Here is a 17,487-nt window from a genome sequence, read left to right as displayed (position 1 = left end):
TGCGTCGAAGGGGGCGTCAGGCCTCGTCGAACAGTTCCTGCCCGTCGGCGAGGTGGTCCTCGACGGCGTCGAGGTCGAGGGTCAGACCCAGTCCGGGCTCCTCGGGGATGGGCATGTAGCCGTCCTGAATCAGGTCGTCCTCCTCGACGAGGTCCTCCCACCAGCCCAGTTCGTAGGAGTGGTACTCGACGGCCAGCGCGTTCGGGATGGCCGCGCCGACGTGGGCCGAGGCCATCGTCCCGATGGGCGAGGAGACGTTGTGCATGGCGACGGGGACGTAGAAAATGTCGGCGAGCGTGGCTATCTTCGCCGTCTCGCGCATCCCGCCGACCTTCGGGCAGTCGGGCGCGACGATGTCGACGGCCTGTTCGGTAAGCAGGCGGCGCTGGCCGTGGGTCCGGTAGACGTTCTCCCCGACTGCGATGGGCGTCCCCGTCGACTGTGTCACCTCGCGCTGGACGTCGTGGTTCTCCGGGGGCACCGGGTCCTCCAGCCACCACACGTCGTACTGTTCGAGTTCGCGCGCGAGGCGCTTGGCGCTCCCGCTGGCGAAGGCCCAGTGGCAGTCGAAGGCGGCGTCGGCCTTGTCGCCGACGCGCTCGGTGACCCGGCGGACGATTTCGGCCTTGTGCTCTATCTCGGGCTGGCGGAGGTGGCGGTTCGCGCGGTCCTTCTCGTGGCCCGAGGGCACGTCGAGGTCGAACTTCAGGGCGTCGTAGCCCAGTTCGTCGACCACGCGCTCGGCCTCGTCGGCGCAGGCCTCCGGGTCGGCCTCGTCCTCGGTGTGACAGTCACAGTAGGTCCGGACCTCGTCGCGGTACTTCCCACCGAGCAGTTGGTAGGCGGGGACCTCCAGTATCTTGCCGGCCGCGTCGTGCAGGGCCAGTTCGACGCCGGAGATGGCCGCGATGTCCTTCCCGCCGATGGAGCCCTCGCCGGACATCTTCTGGACCATGTGCTCGTAGAGGCGGTCGATGTCCAGCGGGTTCTCGCCGACGACGAAGGGTTTGAGCCGGTCGATTATCTCCGGGAGCGCGCCGCCCCAGTAGGCCTCGCCGTTCCCGACGACGCCCGCGTCGGTGTAGACTCGGACCAGCGTCCACGGGTAGTTCCCGTCGACGATGACCGTCTGTACGTCGGTTATCTCCACGTCGCGCCGCTCGTCCCGGGACCGGGTGAGGCCCATCGTCTCGGCCGAGAGGTCGCGCATGGTGTACTCCGCGTTGGGGTCTCGCAGGTCTGCGTAGTTCATGCGACACCGAGGAATGCGCGCCGACACTCAAAACGTTTTCGAGAGCGAGGGGGCGAAACCGGCCTAGACGGTACGCTAACGCACGCTCGCGCCGCTCTCCCTGCGGCTTGCGACCACCCCGAACCCCGCTCACACCGTCGTAACGACGTTGTGGAGCCGCCCGATGTCCTCTATCTCTATCTCGACGCGGTCGCCCTCCCGGAGCGTGAACCCGTCGTCCGGGACCAGCGACGTGCCGGTGAGCAACACCGCCACCTCCGGGACGGTGTTGTGGTTCCGGAAGTACGAGACCAGTTCCTCACAGCTCCGGATCATCTCTCCGGTGTTCGTCTCGCCCGTATAGATCGCCTCGTCGTCCCGGTGGATCGACATCGACAGCGCCAGCGAGTGGGGGTCCTCGATGTCGGTCACCACGGTCGGACCGAGCGAGCAACACCGGTCGTAGACCTTCGCCTGTGGCAGATACAGCGGGTTCTTCCCCTCGATAGAGCGACTGCTCATGTCGTTGCCGACGGTATAACCGACCGTCTCGCCCTCGTAGAGTACCACGCCGAGTTCCGGTTCGGGAACGTCCCACTCCGAGTCGGACCTGATGCCGACCCGCTCGCCCGGACCCACGGTCCGGTTGGGCGTCGACTTGAAGAATATCTCCGGCCGCTCGGCGTCGTAGACGTCGAGATACATCTCCGGCATCGTACTCTCCTCTCGGCGGGCCTGCTCGCTTATCTCGTATGTCACGCCAGCCGCCCACACCTCGTCGGCGTCGACCGGCACCCGTCGCTGTTCCTCCAAGCGCTCGGGCGACAGCTCCGCTGCGTCGTCGAGGTGTCGAGACGCGATGTCGTCGGGAGACTCCTCGGCGATACTCGCCGCCCGGAAGAGGTCGCGGAGCGACGACAATCGCGGTTTCGCCGCGGTCAGGTCGTAGATACCCTGCTCGCCAGAGACGGCCAACCGGCTGTCGGCACCGTCGCTTAACTGGTGATACCTCATACCGTCAGAGTGACCGTCATTATTAAAAAAGTGTTGTGGTTGTGGCAGCGCCCTCACGGCGCGGACTGTTCTGTGGAACTTCACTTCGGCTTCGGCGGACGTACTTGCGAAATAGCGACACGCTGTTCCAAATAGTCGAACACTGGGTATAACATACGTACTACTGTTACCGTTGCGAGCCATGCACATTGTTCACACGCATTTCGCGCCCCCTACCGCCCCGTTTCGGTGTCTCCAGTGATGGGGCGGACTGTCCCCCGACACGTCGCGGGTCGTGTCGCAATGGCGAACGACGTTCACTATCGTGGAACAAAGGTTCGAGATTCGAGCGACAGTTACCGCTCTGATTGAACGAATGCGCGACAATACCGGCCGCCAGCGGCGCGATACGGGTCGACGTAGCCGCGAAAACGTGGAAAGACAGTCGGACGGCGGGCCGGCTCAGTAGTTCAGGTAGACGGTCTTGGTGATGGTGTAGAAGCCGAGTCCGGCGTCGCCCTGCTCGCGGTAGGTCTCGCTCGACGACGCCTTCATGCCGCCGAAGGGGACGTGGAGTTCGAGCCCCGTCGTCTTCTCGTTGGTCTTGACGACGCCGGCCTCCGCCTCGTCGACGAAGCGGTGGGCCTTCCGCAGGTTCTCGGTCACGACGCTGGCCGAGAGCCCCTGTTCGACGCCGTTGGCGACCTCCAGTGCCTCCTCGAAGTCGCTGACGGGGATGACCGACAGCACCGGCCCGAAGACCTCCTCCTGAGCGATGCGCATCTCGGGGTCCACGTCGGCGAAGACCGTCGGCTCGACGAAGTACCCGTCGTCGAAGTCACCGCCGGTCAGCCGCGAGCCGCCGGTGGCGAGGCGCGCGCCCTCCTCGCGCGCGATGTCGATGTACTCGAGCGTCCCGTCGAGTTCGGCCTCGGTGACCTGTGGCCCCATGTCTGGGTCGGTCAGCCCCGGCCCCACGTCGAGGGACTCGGCGTAGTCGACGATGCCGGAGACGAACTCGTCGTAGACCGACTCGTGGACGATGGCCCGCGAGCAGGCGGTACAAGCCTGCCCGGTGACGCCGAACGCGCCGGAGCCGACGATGTCGATGGCCTCGTCGATGTCGGCGTCCTCGGCCACCACGGTCGGATTCTTCCCGCCCATCTCCAACTGGACGCGCTTCTGGTCGTCGGCGGCGTCCTGATAGACGATGTCGCCGACCGACTCGGAGCCGGTAAAGGAGACGGCATCGACGCGCTCGTCGGTGGAGAGTTCGCTACCGACGACGCTGCCCGACCCCGTGACGAAGTTGAGGACACCGTCGGGTAGCCCCGCGTCGTCGAGGGCCTCGACCAGCTTCGAACCGGTGATGCCCGCTACCGTCGCAGGCTTGAGAACGACGGTGTTGCCCGCCGCCAGTGCCGGTGCGACCTTCCAGGCCGGAATCGCGATGGGGTAGTTCCACGGCGTGATGGCCGCGACGACGCCGACGGGCTCCTCGCGGACCGACAGCGTGGTGTCGCGCGCACTGCTCTCCTTGATCTCGCCGCCGAGGTCGGCGGCCTTGCCCGCGTAGTAGTGGAAGATGTCGATAGCGCGCTGTACCTCGCCGGCGGCCTCCGCGCGGGTCTTCCCCTCCTCGCTGACGAGGGTCTCGACCAGCGACGACTTCCGCTCGGCCAGCAGGTCGCCCGTCTCGCGCAGCACCGCGCCGCGTTCCGGCCCCGGCGTGGCCGCCCACTCGCTCGCCGCCTCGTCCGCGGCGGCGATGGCGCGCCGAGCGTCGGCGGCCGTCGACGACTGCACCTCCCCGACGACCTCCGACGTGTTCGCCGGGTTGTGGCTCGGGACGGTCTCCCCGCTCTCGGATTCGGTCCACTCTCCGCTAATGTAGTTCTGCGTTGTCGCCATCCCGAGAAAGACGGTCTGCCACCTTTACATCTCTTTCGGTCGGGCCGGTCCGAACCGCGCCGCGTCCGGAGCAAGTGCCGGCAGTCGACGGCCTGATTTCGACGTCTGTCTTACAAAGATATATGTATTGTCGAAATATACTCCGTCGTGATGCGATGCCCGGACTGCGACACCACCATGACAGTCGTGACAGTGTACAACAACGCCGAACTCGTCTGTGAGAAGTGCGGCCAGTACTACCCGAAAGGGGCGGATTGAAACCACGCGTCGAACGGGGCCGTTCCGCCGGAGATAGCGACAGGTTTCGCCCGAAATCCCAGTACGTCTTAGCGTTGTTCATTTTTATCTCGTCTCGGCGGATAGTGAGTGTGAAGTTCTCTCGCTGTTCCCATATATCGCGCTGGTGCAGTTATACATACTTATTTCTCCCCATTTCGTCAAATGTATCGTTTATTTATCCCGTTCTGTAGAGATAGCTCCGTAGGCGAATCCTTCTCGTCTGGGCGAGAGTGTGGAGCCCGTTCGAGGGCAGCCGGCGCGACAGAGCGCGCAACGGGGCGCTCGCCTTCCGGAGTTAGAGCAGCGCGGCATCGGAAACGTCCAATCCGGGTTCGATGTCGGTCGGACGACGGTCGAAGGCGGCCTGTGCGTCGCCGAGGCTACGGCATGATTGAACTTGATCCAGCTACACATGAAATCCATCATGCGTACGATGAGACTGTCGACGGAACGAATCTCACTGTCGATGAGGAACACGATCTTGATCCCGAGAAACTAGGATATCACCAAGTGCGCATCTCAGAAATCACTCACTGAAATACTTCCCCTGTATCGGGTTTTGCACGGGAACTGGAGGGAGTTAAAACGGTTCGCATATGATGGTTTCTCCCCTATCAGTATAGACTTCCGGAGTTAGAGAACGCCGCGGTGGACACATTGAGCCCTAGTTTCGATTAATAGATGCTGTCGTCCACGGTGAATCCCCCATACATCACGTATGAATATACTACGAACAAGCAAAGGACTACAGTAACAGGAGAGAAGTTATCGCTCAGGTAGCTTCCACGCCTGCTCGACATCGACAAGTTCGTCGGACTCGGGCAGTTGGTTCACAGGCCGTTCGACGATATCCATGATTTCGGCGGCTCTGAAGACGCGGTTCTGGTCGTTGCCGGTTATCTCCTCCACAACACCGTCTGTTTCGAGTGCTCCGATAGCGTTGTTTGCCGTCTGATACACAACGTCAATTCGTTCACTAGCTTCTCGGACGGTAAAATACGGATCTTCGAACAGTGCGAGAGAGAGACGTCGGACAGATTTCGCTGCATCCGAGTATCGTGACTCGTACTCTTTTCGCTTGTCGACGAGCAGCTTTGCTCGGACGAACGCCTCTTCTGCCTGCTCCCGGATTCCCCGGAGAAAGAACTGGAGCCATTCGTCCCAGGCACCCTCTTCACTCACAGCAAGCAATCGGTCGGCATACTCAGTTCGGTGTCGTTCGATATACGAACTGAGATAGAGCATCGGGTAGTGGAGTAATCCACTTGAGACGAGCATGAGAACCACGAGTAGTCGTCCCACCCGTCCGTTACCGTCTTTGAACGGATGGATCGTTTCGAACTGATAGTGAACGATTGCGACATCGACGAGATCCGGCCAATCAGAGCCCTGCTGAACGAAACGCTCTATATCGTCTATCAGCCCCGGAACCATATCTGGTTTCGGCGGGACGAACCGAATCTGTGTCCCGACGCCGTGTGGCCCCTCCTCTTCGATTGCAGTGTACCCCGGTCGAAATTCGCCAGGCAATGGATCTTCCCCGTCCGACCGGCCCTTAATCAGTAACTGCTCATGAAGCGATTTGATGAGTTCCGTCGTGATGCTCTGCCGGTCGATACCGGCGGTCTGGAGAAACGAAATCGCATCGTCGAGAGCGGTGATATAGTTTCGAGCCTCTCTCACATCGGCTTCGTGGTCACTCTCAACTGTCTCTCGAATCTGGAGTTGGTCGACATCGTATCGGTAGAGATCAGACACAGTCACGGCTGTCCCTTCCACCTGGGACGACTGCTCAGCCTCCTTGTAGACAAACAAACTGAACACAGCACCAGGATTGTCGATTTCACTGCCGAGCCCCTCTAGCCGACCGAGGGACCACATCGCTCTCGAGACTTCCGAAACAACAGCATCTGATAGTTCCAGTGTCGGAGGAAGTTTATCCGGGAAGTACGCCTTCGAGAGATGCTCATCGGTCCGGAGTGGCATGTACTTCCCGGGCGCAGTTGAAGGGAGATCGTATCCATCTCTCATTGCGCCTGCTTGAACCCGACCTGATTAAAAATTTTTGCGTATTATTAGAACTGCAGTCGCATTTGAGAGGGAGTATGACAATATATTTCTGAAAATTGGGATTGTCGCAGTGCTAAATCTCGACCATTGCGGTCCAAACCCAATAGTATCAGTTCAGTCGTGTAGGAGGGACCACGTCGGTCCCCCACCGACGCCAGTGGGGGCCTATTTCGTTAGTCCGGGCACTGTCCGAGGCTATGCAACGAAGTATAAACCACCCAGTGAACATCACTCCGGGAACGGACTGCTTTTCAGCCCCGGCCTGCTACGCTCCGACGGTGGCGATGACGAGATGTTACCCCCGCTGAGCCCCTTGTGACGACGCGTTTTCGGCCGAGCCACCACGTTCGACCCGCGAGCGCCGCGGCCGCCCCGGGGACGACCCGACGGCGGGGCGGCGACGGGCAACCCGGCCGCTTCGGCTGGAGAACCGCCGGAGAGCGCCGAGCGTCGGCGACGCCGCGTCGCTAGTGAACCCGACCCCAATAGACTCCCCTCGTCTCCGGAGGGGTGCGTACCTCTCGGCTAGCGGAGACGGGGACAGCCACGCGGCGGGTCGGGGCCGGTGTGGCCGCCGAGCGCGGCGAAAGGTATTACTCGCCCCACAGTCATGTTCCGTCCAGTACATGACAGAGGGCTGTGGATACCGGCTCGAATCCGCGGAGGCAGCCGAGACCGAGCCGGAGCTGGCCGGTTGGGAGTGCGAGCGCGAGACGCACGGTGACAGCGAGTTCTGCCTGTTTCACCGCCCGGAGAGCGAGCGGAGCGAGAGCGGCGTCGGGCCGGCGGTGGTCGCCGACGCGCTCCGGACGGTCGCCGAGACGGCGGGCGAGGGGGCGAAACAGCTGGTCGGCGCGCGACTGGGCGACGTGGTGTTGTCGTCGGCGGTGCTGGGCGCGCCCGACAGGCACCCGCTGGACCTCAGATACGCGCAGGTGGCCGGAACCGTCGACCTGCGGGACGCCGAGGTCGGCCAGCCGGTCGACCTCAGACACGCCGAACTCGGGGACATCGAGTGGGCGGAGGCGACGTTCACCGAGCGGGTCGACCTCTCGGGCGCGACCGTCGACGGCCGGTTGGACCTCGGGGCGGCGACCTTCGAGGCGGACGTGGACCTCGTCGGGGCGACCGTCGCGGGCGAGGCGGTCGTCGAGGAGACGCGCTTTCACGGGGACACCTGTCTGCGGGACACCGCCTTCGAGGGGGCGGCGTCGTTCGACGGCGTGGAGTTCCGCGGGGACGCCAACCTGCTGGACGACGACGCCTGCTTCGAGCGGGCGGTCTTCGCCGAGGCGGCGACCTTCCGGATGGCGGAGTTTCGCTACGCCGACTTCGTCGACTGCACCTTCCGCGGCGACGCCGTCTTCGACGAGGTGGTGTTCACCGGCGACGCGGAGTTCGCCGACGCCGCCTTCGAGGGGACCGCGAGCTTCCGCGGGGCGGAGTTCCGGGGTGGGGCCAACGTCGTCCTCGACGACGCCGACTTCGAGGGTGTCACCTTCGAGGGGCCGGCGCGGTTCCACGCGGCGGAGTTCGCCCACGCGGACTTCGGCGACGCCGCCTTCGAGGACGAGGCGACGTTCACCGACGCCGTCTTCGCGGAGGACGCCGACTTCGGGGGCGTGACCGTCGCGGGCGTGGCCGACTTCGGCGAGGCCCGGTTCCGGTCGGACGCCTCCTTCGCGGGCGCGACGGTCCGAGACGACGCCGTCTTCGGCGGCGTCGAGTTCCACGGCGGCGACAACGCCGACGACGACGACGTGACCTTCGCCGGCGCGACGGTCGAGGGGGACGCCGTCTTCGCCCACGCCGTCGTGGGGCTGGCGACGCTGACGGACCTGACCGTCGCGGGCGCGGCCACGCTCGACGACGCGACGGTCACCGAGGAGGCGACCTTCGACGGGAGCGAGTTCGGGTCGCTGTCGGCCGACGAGGCACGCTTCGAGGACGACGTGAGCCTCGCGGGCGTCGTCGTCGAGGGACGGCTCAGCGCCCGGGGTGCGGAGTTCGACGGCGGCGACAACGTCGACGACGACGACCTGACGCTGGCCGACGCGACCCTCGGGGGACCGGTGGACTTCGAGCGGGCGCGCTTTCGCTACGCCGACTTCGAGGGCGTCACGTTCGCCGACACCGCGCGGTTCGTCGGCGCGGTCTTCGACGGCGACGCCGTCTTCAGCGGGGCGACCTTCGCCGGCGAGGCCGCCTTCGAGGAGGGGCGGTTCGGCGACGACGCCCTCTTCGACGACGCGACCTTCGAGACGGCCGTCGCCTTCCGGGGCGCGGAGTTCGACGGCGGCGCGAACGTCCACACCGACGACCTCACCTTCGCCGGCGCGACCGTCGGCGGGGAGTTCGACTTCCGGCAGGTCGACTGCCAGTTCGGCACCTTCGAGGGCGTCACCTTCGCGGGCCGCTGTGCGTTCGACGAGACCGGCTTCGAGGAGGAGGCGGTGTTCGCCGACACCACCTTCGAGGCCGAGGCGGCCTTCGAGGAGTGTCGCTTCTTCGACGACGCCGACTTCGACGACGCGACCTTCGAGGGGCCGGCGGGGTTCCGGGGGGTCGAGTTCCACGGCGGCGACAACGTCCGGGACGACGACGTGACCTTCGCCGGGGCCGAGTTCGCAGCGACGGCGACGTTCCACCGCGCGGAGTTCACCCACGCCAACTACGCCGACGCGACCTTCGACGGCGAGGCGACCTTCACGTCGGCGCTGTTCAACCGCGAGGGCCACTTCGCGGGCGCGACCTTCGCCGCCGACGCCGACTTCGGCGAGGCCCGCTTCGAGAGCGACGCCGGCTTCGAGGGCGTGACCTTCGGCGGTGACGCCGTCTTCAGCGGCGTCGAGTTCGAGGGGGGAACCCACGAGGACGACGACGCGGCGTTCAACGACGCCAGTTTCGCCGGCCGCGCGGCCTTCGACGAGGTGGAGAGCCGACAGACCGGCTTCGACGACGCGGTCTTCGAGGGGGCGGTGACGCTCTCGGAATCGGTGTTCGGTGTCCTCCACGTCGAGGGGGCGACGTTCGCCGACGACGTGGACTTCTCGTACGCCCGCTTCGACGAGAACGCCTCCTTCGCCGACGCCACCTTCGAGGGGGCGGCCAACGGGAACGAGGCCCGCTTCGAGAGCGACGCCTGCTTCGCCGGCGTCGAGTTCGCCGAGGATGCGACGTTCAAGGGCGTGGAGTTCACCGGCGGCGCACACACCGTCGACGACGCCGACTTCGAGGGGGCGACGTTCGGTGCCACGGCCGACTTCGAACTCGGGGAGTTCCGCTACGCGAACTTCATGAGCGTGACCTTCGAGGGCAACGCACTGTTCAAGGAGACGGTTTTCACCGACAAGGCCCGCTTCGACAACAGCCGTTTCGGGGCCGGCGCGGTGTTCTCCCGGTCGGTGTTCGAGGACCGCGCGAACTTCTCCAGTTGCCGCTTCGGCGGCGGAGCCCACTTCGACGAACTCCAGTTCCGCAAGGACACGACGTTCGCCGACACCGTCTTCGGGGCCGACGCCACCTTCCGGGCCAGCGAGTTCGAGGGCAGCGCGAACATGCACAACGACGACGCCAGTTTCGAGTCGGCGACCTTCGACGGCGCGGCGAACTTCGACAAATCGTCGTTCCTCTACGCCAACTTCGAGGGAACCGTCTTCGCCGAGACGGCGACGCTCTCGAACGTCGAGTTCGAGCGCTCGGTGATGCTACGACCGAAACCCGCCGACGGGGCGGTCCTCGTGGACCTGACCGGCGCGGCTGTCCACGGCGGGACCGTCGGCCAACCGGAGGACGGTAGCGTCTACTACGACTGCACCGGCGGGGAGATTCACGACGTGTCCCTCGACGACCGCCACTGCGACCACGGCCTGTTCGACCACTTCCTGTTCTGTAACACCGACTTCCACGGCTTCGATTTCACTGCCCACAAGACCTACCTCGCGCGAAACAACTGGACCATCCACCAGTTCGCCGCCGACGAGTCGCTGTTCGACGGGGCCGACGAGGACACCTTCGCCCCGGCGACGCTGGAAAACACCTACCTGAAGGCCAAGAACTGCGCCAGCGACTTCGGCGACCGGAAGGCCGCCGCCGAGTTCTTCATCAAGGAGATGTACCACCGCCGCCGGAAGAACTTCCGGGCGGCCGTCACCCGCGAGGAGCGCGTCGGTCCGGCCAACCGCCTGAAGTCGCTTGGCAAGTGGTTCGGGAACAACGTCCTCCACCAGACCTGTGGCTACGGTGAGCGCCTCTGGCGGGTCGTCTACGTCTCGGCCGTCGCCGTCTTCGTCTGGGGCGTCCTCTACACGACGGTCACGCAGGGGACCACCGGCAGCAGCGGCCTGACGACCAGCGGCATCGACGGCCTCGCCGAACTCGCCAGCCCCGAGGGCCTCATCATCTTCGGGAAGAACATGTATTTCAGCATGGTGACGTTCACGACGCTGGGCTACGGCGACATCCAGCCGGTCGGCCCGACCGCGCGGACGCTGGCCGGGCTGGAGGCGTTCTTCGGCGCGCTGTTGGTCGCGCTGGTCGTGTTCGTGCTGGGCCGGCGTGTCGCGTGGTGACGCGTCCAAAACTGTTTTTCATCCGGCCGATATGTAGCCGGTATGGGAGAAGCGGACGCCGCGGTCGCCCCGGACGACGAGAGCCACGAGGGACCGTACGAGAGCGTGATGCAACGCATCGCGGGACGCTCCGAGTACGTGATGGAGATACTGGAGATGCTGACGGCCCTGCTGATGGTCGTGCTCTTCGCCGTCGGTGTCTTCGACCTCGGCCTCCGACTGTACGAACTAGGCGTCAGCGGCTCCTACACCGACCCCAACGAGGTGGTCAAGCTCATCGACACCGCCCTCCTGTTGCTCATCATCGTCGAGATATACCGGACCATCGTCGCCTACATCGAGGACCTGAAGATACTCCCGCTGGTCATCAACGTCGCCATCATCGCCATGGCCCGGAAGATAATCAGCTTCCGGACCGGGAAGTTCCCCACCTACGGCGACGCGCTGACCGCCGCGGCGGCCTACGGCATGCTGATGATAATCCTCGTCGGCGCGTTCTACTTCGTCCACAAGGGCCAAGAGATGACCGACTTCGACATCTACTCCGAGCCGTTCTCGACCACGCGCGAGCGCGAGGAGACCGCGGACGTGGACGACTAGAAGGGGGCGTCCGGTCCCTCGGCGGGCGTGTCGCCGGACTCGCCGCCGGCCACGTCGTCGGTCGCCAGCGGGCCGTCCCAGCCGGTCAGTCCGGGCTCGAAGCTCTCGACGCGCCCGTCGAACCCCTCGTATGAGGCGACGAGGCGGGCGGCCTGCCGGCTCGATTTCCCCTTCGGGCAGACCGTCACGACCCGGTCGGCCCCCTCGAAGCGCTCGACCTCGTCGACCAACACGCCCAGCGGGACGTTCTCGCTGCCGGGGATGTGGCCGCGCTCGAAGGCCCCCGGCGAACGGATGTCGACCACGCGGGCGTCGCCGTCGTCCAACAGGTCCCGTAGCTCCTCGGTACCGATTTCGCCGTCCATATCCGTCCGGTCGTCGCCGACGCCTAAACCTCCACCGGACTACACCAGCCCGTCCTCGCGGGCCAGCAACAGGGGCGTCAGCGCCCCTTCGAGGAACGGGCCGTCGCCGGCCCGGACCGCGGCGACAGCGTCGTCGACCGGCACCCGCCGGGTCCGTATCGTCTCCCCCTCGTCGGTGTCGGGCGCGCCGGGTTCCAACCCCGCCGCGACGAAGACGTGCCGGCGGGAGCGACACCAGCCGCTGGGGAGGTACGTCTCGACGTGGGTGACCCCGTCGGCGCGGTAGCCAGTCTCCTCTCGGAGTTCCCGGACCGCGGCGTCGGCCGGGTCCTCGCCGTCGTCGACGGCCCCCGTCGGTAGCTCCAGCGTCCGGCGGCGCAGGCGAGGGCGGTACTGCTCGACGAACACCACCTCGCCGTCCGCGACCACGACGGTCGTCGCGGCGTCGGGCGGGGCTATCCAGTAGTAGTCGGCGGCCGCCCCGTCGGGCCGGGCGACCGTGTCGACACCGGCGTCGAAGTAGGGGTTCGACCACGCGACCCGCGAGTCGGTCACCGGCCACGCGCCCGTCTCGGGGAGCCACGGCGGGTCGTCGGTCACGGCCGCCACCCGGTCACAGCAGCCCCTCGGCCTGCGCCAGCAGGACGCCCTCGATGGTCGCGTCGTTGGCCGGCTCCCGGCGGGCGACCGCCAAGGCGTCCTCGACCGGGACGGTCGTCACCGAGAGGAACTCGTTGTCGTCGAGGTCGCGGTCGACCGGTTCCAGCCCCTCCGCGAAGACGATGCCCCGGCGGTGGCGCAACACGCCCGTCGAACACCAGAACTCCTCCAGCAGCGAGACGCCGGCGGGGTCGAACCCCGTCTCTTCACGGAGTTCGCGCGCCCCCGCGGCGGTGTAGGACTCGTCGTCCTCGACGATGCCGGCGGGCAGTTCCAGACACTGCTCGCGGATGGTCGGGCGGTACTGGTCGACGAGGACGAGGTCGTCGCCGCTGCGGGCGACCACGACGACGGCGTCGGGCAGGTCCGCCCAGTAGTAGGCCTTCTCGGAGCCGTCGGGCTGGCGCACGCGGTCGTAACCGCCGGTGTACCACCCGGTCTCGTACTCCGCCTCGCGGTCGACGACGGGCCACTCGTGGGCCGGTTCGCGGGTCATACGTCCTGTCGGACCGCGACGCTGTAAAGCGTGCCGCCGTGGCGGACGACCACGCTGTCGCCGTCGGTCGCCCCGGGGTGTTGCTGGCGCAACGCCGCGAGTTCGTCGAACGGCGAGTGGGTGAACGCCCCCTTCAGCCCGACCGGCCCGCGCCAGTAGGGGTCCGACCGGCCGGCGCTGGCGTTCGTGGCGTTCGCCAGCGCGCCAGTCGTGTAGGGGTACCGCCGTGCCGACAGCCGCGTGCTGTTTACCGTCGTGTCGTCGGCGGGGCCGGCGCTCGCGACGGTCGGCGTCGCCACGACGTAGTGGGGGTCACCGGCCTTCAGGAAGCCCGGGAGCGCCCCCAGCGCCAGCAAGACGAGGACGACCGCACCCACCCCGAGCAGGAAGTTCCGTGTGACCGAGCGCATCAGACGACCTCGCGGTAGATGTCGCCGAAGGCCTGCCGGCGGAGCATCCCGACGGCGGCCCGGCGCTCGTCCTGAAACGTCGCCGCGACGGCGGTGTCGGCAAACGCCGGCGCGTGCCAGACGACGTTCTCGACGGTGTCCGCGCCGACGACCGAGACCTCGCAGTCGGCGTCGGCGCGCCACGCCTCGAACTCGTCGGCGGTGCCGACGGTCACTTCGAGCGACTCGGCGAACAGCACGTCCCGGGCGGTCTCGACGACTTCGCCGGTGACCCGGCGCTCGTACTCTTCGGCGTCGAGTCCCATCGCCTTGGCGACTTCCTTGACGACGACCTGTGCCGTCGGCCCGACCGCCTCGTAGCGCTCGCGCGCCGCCTCGGCCGTGGCCGGCGAGAACTGCCCCTCAGTCTCCATACGCCCCGTAGCGCCGGCCGCGACTACTCGGTTTCGGCTTCCGATTCCGCGTCGGAGTCGTCGCCCGCGCTCTCGTCGCCCGCGTCCTCGCTGCCAGCCCGCATCTCGCGGGTCAGTTCCCGGGCCTCCGCGAGGATGGCCTCGTCGTCGTCGCCGAGCGCGCGCCGGCCGCGGTGGGCGTCGGCCCCGCCGGGGAGGTCGGTGTTCGAGCGGCCGTGGTCGGCGTGGTCGTGGTCGGCGTGGTCGTCCGTCGTGTCCTCGAACACCTGCGGGAACTCCGTCTCCGCGGCGTGGTCGACGACGATGTCGGCGAGGTCGTCCTCGCCCAGTTGGCCCCAGTCGGGGACCTGTTCGTCGAGCCACTCTTCGTGGTCGCCGCCGCTGGTCAGCGCGGTGAACGCGAGGTGGTTGGCGAGGTGTACGGCGTCGGCCTGCGGGTCCGAACACACCGGACAGGCGTATCCCATCGTTGTCGAACCGAGGGCCGGGAGCCACATAGACCCGTCGCTACAGCAGGCGGACCATCACGTGGGCGTCGGCCCCGTTGCTGTAGTAGTTCGGGACGGTCTTGCGGTGCTCGAAGCCGAACTGCCGGTAGAGCCGCCGCGCGCCGTCGTTGTCCGCCCGGACCTCCAGTTTGACCGACCCCGCCCCCGTCGCCGCGACGACGCCGACGGCCCGCGACAGCAGGGCGGAGCCGACGCCCCGCCGGCGGTAGTCGGGCCGCACCGCGAGGTCCTTGACGTGGCCCAGCGGCGTCCCGTGGTTCGGGACGGTGTCGGCGACGACGTAGCCCGCGACGGCCGGCGGTTCGTCGTTGCCCGTCTCGGCGACGAGAAACCCCGGCTCGCCGAGGTAGCTCTCCAGCGCCGAGAACGGCCACGGCTGGGGGAACGCCGCCTTCTCGATGCGATGTATCTCCAGTAGGTCGGCCCGCTCGGCCTGTCGGACCACCGGTGCGTCGTCGGCGTCGCTCCCCCGGGTGCGGCCGTCGTCACGGCCACGGGTACGGGCGGCCGCCACATAGGTGTTGTCGCCGACGTACCTGTCGGCTGTGAATGATATTTTCAATTGTGAATTCGAGAATTCACGACGATAAATCGGGGACAGACAGGCCACAAGGTTCTTAGTTATCACCGACGAAATCACGGTTGCACCCATTTTCGGGTGCCACCACCCCCACCCCCCACCCCCTCTTTCCACTTTCCGACAGCCCCAGCGATGCCGCTGGAGTGCGCGGAGACTGTCACGCTCGGCCGGGAGCGACGACGCCGTGTGCGCCGGCCGGCGCTGTCGCTGGGCGGACGAAAGACACGTCACGGACCGCAAAAGTGAGCGTGGGCCGCGGCCCGCGCTCGGCCGGTCGAAACCGGGCTTCAGTCGTCGGCGGGTGCCGCGCCGCTACCGCTGTCGTGTTGCTTCTTCGTGTGCGGGAGCTTGCCACCGTCGGCGAGGATTTCGCGCTCGCGCTCGGAGGCGTCCAGCGTCGCCGTGGCTTCCCAGTCGTCGTTGATGCGGACGGTGAACTCCTCCTGCCCGGAGCGGACGGCCTCGGCCACGTCGTCGACGATCTCGATGTCGTCGCCCTGCTCGATGTTCGTGTAGGTCTCCTCGTCTATCTCCAGCGGGACGATGCCGAAGTTGAACAGGTTCGCCTTGTGGATGCGGGCGAAGCTCTGTGCGAGGACGGACTCGATGCCGAGATACATCGGGCACAGGGCCGCGTGCTCGCGCGAGGAGCCCTGCCCGTAGTTCTCGCCGGCGACCAGCACGCCGCCGTCGGACTCCAGCGCGCGCTCTGCGAAGGTCTCGTCGACACGCGAGAGCGTGAACTCCGACAGTTTGGGGACGTTCGACCGGTACATCAGGATGTCCTGCGTCGCCGGGATGATGTGGTCGGTCGTGATGTTGTCCTCCATCTTCAGGAGCGCCTCGCCGCCGACCTCGGCCTCGAGCGGGTCCTTCAGCGGCACGTCGCCGATGTTCGGTCCCTTGATGAGGTCGTCGTCGACCGCGTCGTCGGGCGCGATGAGGTCGGACTCGGAGTTGCCGATGTACTCGTCGGGCATCTCCAGTCCGGGGGCCTCGAGGTCGCCCAGCTCGTCGGCGAGATCCCGCGGGTCGACGATTTCGCCCGCGATGGCCGCCGCGGTGGCGACCTCCGGCGAGCAGAGGTAGACGTTGTCGTCCTCGATGCCCGAGCGGCCCTCGAAGTTGCGGTTGAACGTCCGCAGCGAGACGGAGTCGGAGGCCGGGACGTGGCCGATGCCGATACAGGCACCACACGTCGCTTCCGAGAAGTTGACGCCGGCGGCCATCATCTCCGCGGTCCAGCCCTGCCGGGCCAGCATCTCGGAGGCCTGCTTCGAGCCGGGCGCGACGATCATCTCGGTCTTCTTGTCGATGTTGCGGTCCTCCAGCATCTTCGCCGCCGGGAGGATGTCCTCGTAGGCACCGTTCGTACAGGAGCCGATCATCACCTGCTCGACGTCGACGCCCTCGACCTCGCGGACGGGGACGACGTTGTCGGGCATCGACGGCTGGGCGATGAGCGGTTCGAGGTCCGAGAGATCGACGACGATCTCGTCGTCGTAGTCGGCGTCTTCGTCGGGGCCGATGTCGACGAACTCGTCCTCGCGGCCGAGCCGTTCGAGGTAGTCCTCGGTCTGGGCGTCGGTCGGGAAGATGGAGGAGGTCGCGCCGAGTTCGGTCCCCATGTTGGTGATGGTGGTCCGCTCGGGGACGGTCAGTGTCTCGACGCCGGGGCCGGTGTACTCCAGCACCTTGCCGACGCCGCCCTTGACGGAGAGGCGACGAAGCAGCTCGAGGATGACGTCCTTGGCGGTCGCCCAGCCGGGCAGTTCGCCTTCGAGACGGACGTTGACGACCTCGGGCATGTCGATGTAGTACGCGCCACCGCCCATGGCGACGGCCACGTCGAGGCCGCCGGCACCGATGGCGAGTTCACCGAGGCCACCGGGGGTCGGCGTGTGGGAGTCCGAGCCCAGCATCGTCTTGCCGGGCGCGGCGAAGTTCTCCTTGTGGACGTTGTGACAGATGCCGTTGCCGGGCCGCGAGAAGTGGGCACCGAAGGTGCCGGCGGCCGAGCGCAGGAAGCGGTGGTCGTCCGTGTTCTTGAAGTCGAACTGGTAGGTCTGGTGGTCACAGTACTGTGCGGCCAGTTCGGTCTGGACCTCGTCGAGGTCGAGCGCCTCGAACTGGAGCCACACGAGGGTTCCGGTCGTGTCCTGTGTCAGCACTTGGTCGATTTCGATGCCGATCTCCTCGCCGGGTGTCAGCTCCCCTTCGACGAGATGCTCGTCGAGAATCTTTTCCGTGAGCGTCTGTCCCATAACGTCCGTTTGTCGAACACGCGTGGGTATAAATCCCGCGTATCCACGAAAGACTGCCACATGGCACACCGGTGGGGTCCCGAGAGGGCCCGACACCGGCAGCGGTCGCCGACTGGGGAAGGGACTTCACGTCGG

The 17,487-nt window shown here is 66.4% G+C and carries 15 protein-coding genes; 3 read left to right on the top strand and 12 right to left on the bottom strand.

Annotated features, from left to right (window positions below):
* Window positions 1-16: 16 nt before the first annotated feature.
* The 3 genes from ACV7JO_RS14265 to xacF form a co-directional block, all read right to left on the bottom strand.
* Window positions 17-1,252, bottom strand: a complete 1,236-nt coding sequence (locus ACV7JO_RS14265) for a mandelate racemase/muconate lactonizing enzyme family protein (RefSeq protein ID WP_470354078.1) — start codon at window positions 1,250-1,252, stop codon at window positions 17-19.
* A 129-nt stretch (window positions 1,253-1,381) separates the two neighbouring features.
* Window positions 1,382-2,245, bottom strand: coding sequence for a fumarylacetoacetate hydrolase family protein (locus ACV7JO_RS14260; RefSeq protein ID WP_470354077.1), 864 nt, complete (start codon window positions 2,243-2,245; stop codon window positions 1,382-1,384).
* A gap of 441 nt (window positions 2,246-2,686) precedes the next feature.
* Complete coding sequence (xacF, locus tag ACV7JO_RS14255; RefSeq protein WP_470354076.1) at window positions 2,687-4,135, bottom strand: 2,5-dioxovalerate dehydrogenase; 1,449 nt, start codon at window positions 4,133-4,135, stop codon at window positions 2,687-2,689.
* Window positions 4,136-4,285: 150 nt separating this feature from the next.
* Here xacF and ACV7JO_RS14250 point away from each other — a divergent pair, with 150 nt between their 5' ends.
* Complete coding sequence (locus tag ACV7JO_RS14250) at window positions 4,286-4,393, top strand: TFIIB-type zinc ribbon-containing protein (protein ID WP_470354075.1); 108 nt, start codon at window positions 4,286-4,288, stop codon at window positions 4,391-4,393.
* A gap of 786 nt (window positions 4,394-5,179) precedes the next feature.
* Here the strand turns inward: ACV7JO_RS14250 and ACV7JO_RS14245 are convergent.
* The gene (locus tag ACV7JO_RS14245) at window positions 5,180-6,445 is read right to left on the bottom strand and encodes a Fic family protein (RefSeq protein ID WP_470354074.1); all 1,266 of its coding nucleotides are present in this window, start codon (window positions 6,443-6,445) and stop codon (window positions 5,180-5,182) included.
* Window positions 6,446-7,110: 665 nt separating this feature from the next.
* Here ACV7JO_RS14245 and ACV7JO_RS14240 point away from each other — a divergent pair.
* Window positions 7,111-11,055, top strand: coding sequence for a pentapeptide repeat-containing protein (locus ACV7JO_RS14240; protein WP_470354073.1), 3,945 nt, complete (start codon window positions 7,111-7,113; stop codon window positions 11,053-11,055).
* A gap of 42 nt (window positions 11,056-11,097) precedes the next feature.
* Complete coding sequence (locus ACV7JO_RS14235) at window positions 11,098-11,655, top strand: phosphate-starvation-inducible PsiE family protein (RefSeq protein ID WP_470354072.1); 558 nt, start codon at window positions 11,098-11,100, stop codon at window positions 11,653-11,655.
* Here the strand turns inward: ACV7JO_RS14235 and ACV7JO_RS14230 are convergent.
* The 8 genes from ACV7JO_RS14230 to ACV7JO_RS14195 all read right to left on the bottom strand — a co-directional run bounded on the left by ACV7JO_RS14230 (window position 11,652) and on the right by ACV7JO_RS14195 (window position 17,352).
* Window positions 11,652-12,020, bottom strand: a complete 369-nt coding sequence (locus tag ACV7JO_RS14230) for a rhodanese-like domain-containing protein (RefSeq protein ID WP_470354071.1) — start codon at window positions 12,018-12,020, stop codon at window positions 11,652-11,654. The genes ACV7JO_RS14235 and ACV7JO_RS14230 overlap by 4 nt on opposite strands.
* Before the next feature lie 39 nt (window positions 12,021-12,059).
* Complete coding sequence (locus tag ACV7JO_RS14225) at window positions 12,060-12,620, bottom strand: NUDIX hydrolase (protein ID WP_470354070.1); 561 nt, start codon at window positions 12,618-12,620, stop codon at window positions 12,060-12,062.
* 13 nt (window positions 12,621-12,633) lie between these two features.
* Window positions 12,634-13,176, bottom strand: a complete 543-nt coding sequence (locus ACV7JO_RS14220; protein ID WP_470354069.1) for an NUDIX hydrolase — start codon at window positions 13,174-13,176, stop codon at window positions 12,634-12,636.
* Complete coding sequence (locus ACV7JO_RS14215) at window positions 13,173-13,586, bottom strand: hypothetical protein (RefSeq protein ID WP_470354068.1); 414 nt, start codon at window positions 13,584-13,586, stop codon at window positions 13,173-13,175. Before ACV7JO_RS14215 ends, ACV7JO_RS14220 begins: the two co-directional genes overlap by 4 nt.
* Window positions 13,586-13,999: a DUF5809 family protein gene (locus tag ACV7JO_RS14210; RefSeq protein WP_470354067.1), complete on the bottom strand. Its 414-nt coding sequence runs from the start codon at window positions 13,997-13,999 to the stop codon at window positions 13,586-13,588. The genes ACV7JO_RS14215 and ACV7JO_RS14210 overlap by 1 nt, the downstream gene beginning before the upstream one ends.
* A gap of 23 nt (window positions 14,000-14,022) precedes the next feature.
* Window positions 14,023-14,466: a DUF5810 domain-containing protein gene (locus tag ACV7JO_RS14205; protein ID WP_470354066.1), complete on the bottom strand. Its 444-nt coding sequence runs from the start codon at window positions 14,464-14,466 to the stop codon at window positions 14,023-14,025.
* Between the two features lie 40 nt (window positions 14,467-14,506).
* Complete coding sequence (gene rimI / locus ACV7JO_RS14200; RefSeq protein WP_470354065.1) at window positions 14,507-14,953, bottom strand: ribosomal protein S18-alanine N-acetyltransferase; 447 nt, start codon at window positions 14,951-14,953, stop codon at window positions 14,507-14,509.
* Between the two features lie 422 nt (window positions 14,954-15,375).
* Complete coding sequence (locus ACV7JO_RS14195) at window positions 15,376-17,352, bottom strand: aconitate hydratase (RefSeq protein WP_470354064.1); 1,977 nt, start codon at window positions 17,350-17,352, stop codon at window positions 15,376-15,378.
* Between the last annotated feature and the right edge of the window lie 135 nt (window positions 17,353-17,487).

It is taken from the genome of Haloarcula sp. MBLA0138 (genome assembly GCF_055632455.1).
Note: the sequence above shows the minus strand (reverse complement) of the source record. Positions and strands in the feature narration are given on the sequence as shown.

Coding starts and splice junctions, on each gene's coding strand:
- ACV7JO_RS14260 (WP_470354077.1), bottom strand. CDS start 2,245: ATGAGGTATCACCAGTTAAGCGACGGTGCCGACAGCCGGTTGGCCGTC.
- ACV7JO_RS14205 (WP_470354066.1), bottom strand. CDS start 14,466: ATGGGATACGCCTGTCCGGTGTGTTCGGACCCGCAGGCCGACGCCGTA.
- ACV7JO_RS14245 (WP_470354074.1), bottom strand. CDS start 6,445: ATGAGAGATGGATACGATCTCCCTTCAACTGCGCCCGGGAAGTACATG.
- ACV7JO_RS14210 (WP_470354067.1), bottom strand. CDS start 13,999: ATGGAGACTGAGGGGCAGTTCTCGCCGGCCACGGCCGAGGCGGCGCGC.
- ACV7JO_RS14215 (WP_470354068.1), bottom strand. CDS start 13,586: ATGCGCTCGGTCACACGGAACTTCCTGCTCGGGGTGGGTGCGGTCGTC.
- ACV7JO_RS14240 (WP_470354073.1), top strand. CDS start 7,111: ATGACAGAGGGCTGTGGATACCGGCTCGAATCCGCGGAGGCAGCCGAG.
- ACV7JO_RS14235 (WP_470354072.1), top strand. CDS start 11,098: ATGGGAGAAGCGGACGCCGCGGTCGCCCCGGACGACGAGAGCCACGAG.
- ACV7JO_RS14220 (WP_470354069.1), bottom strand. CDS start 13,176: ATGACCCGCGAACCGGCCCACGAGTGGCCCGTCGTCGACCGCGAGGCG.
- ACV7JO_RS14265 (WP_470354078.1), bottom strand. CDS start 1,252: ATGAACTACGCAGACCTGCGAGACCCCAACGCGGAGTACACCATGCGC.
- xacF (WP_470354076.1), bottom strand. CDS start 4,135: ATGGCGACAACGCAGAACTACATTAGCGGAGAGTGGACCGAATCCGAG.
- ACV7JO_RS14230 (WP_470354071.1), bottom strand. CDS start 12,020: ATGGACGGCGAAATCGGTACCGAGGAGCTACGGGACCTGTTGGACGAC.
- ACV7JO_RS14250 (WP_470354075.1), top strand. CDS start 4,286: ATGCGATGCCCGGACTGCGACACCACCATGACAGTCGTGACAGTGTAC.
- ACV7JO_RS14195 (WP_470354064.1), bottom strand. CDS start 17,352: ATGGGACAGACGCTCACGGAAAAGATTCTCGACGAGCATCTCGTCGAA.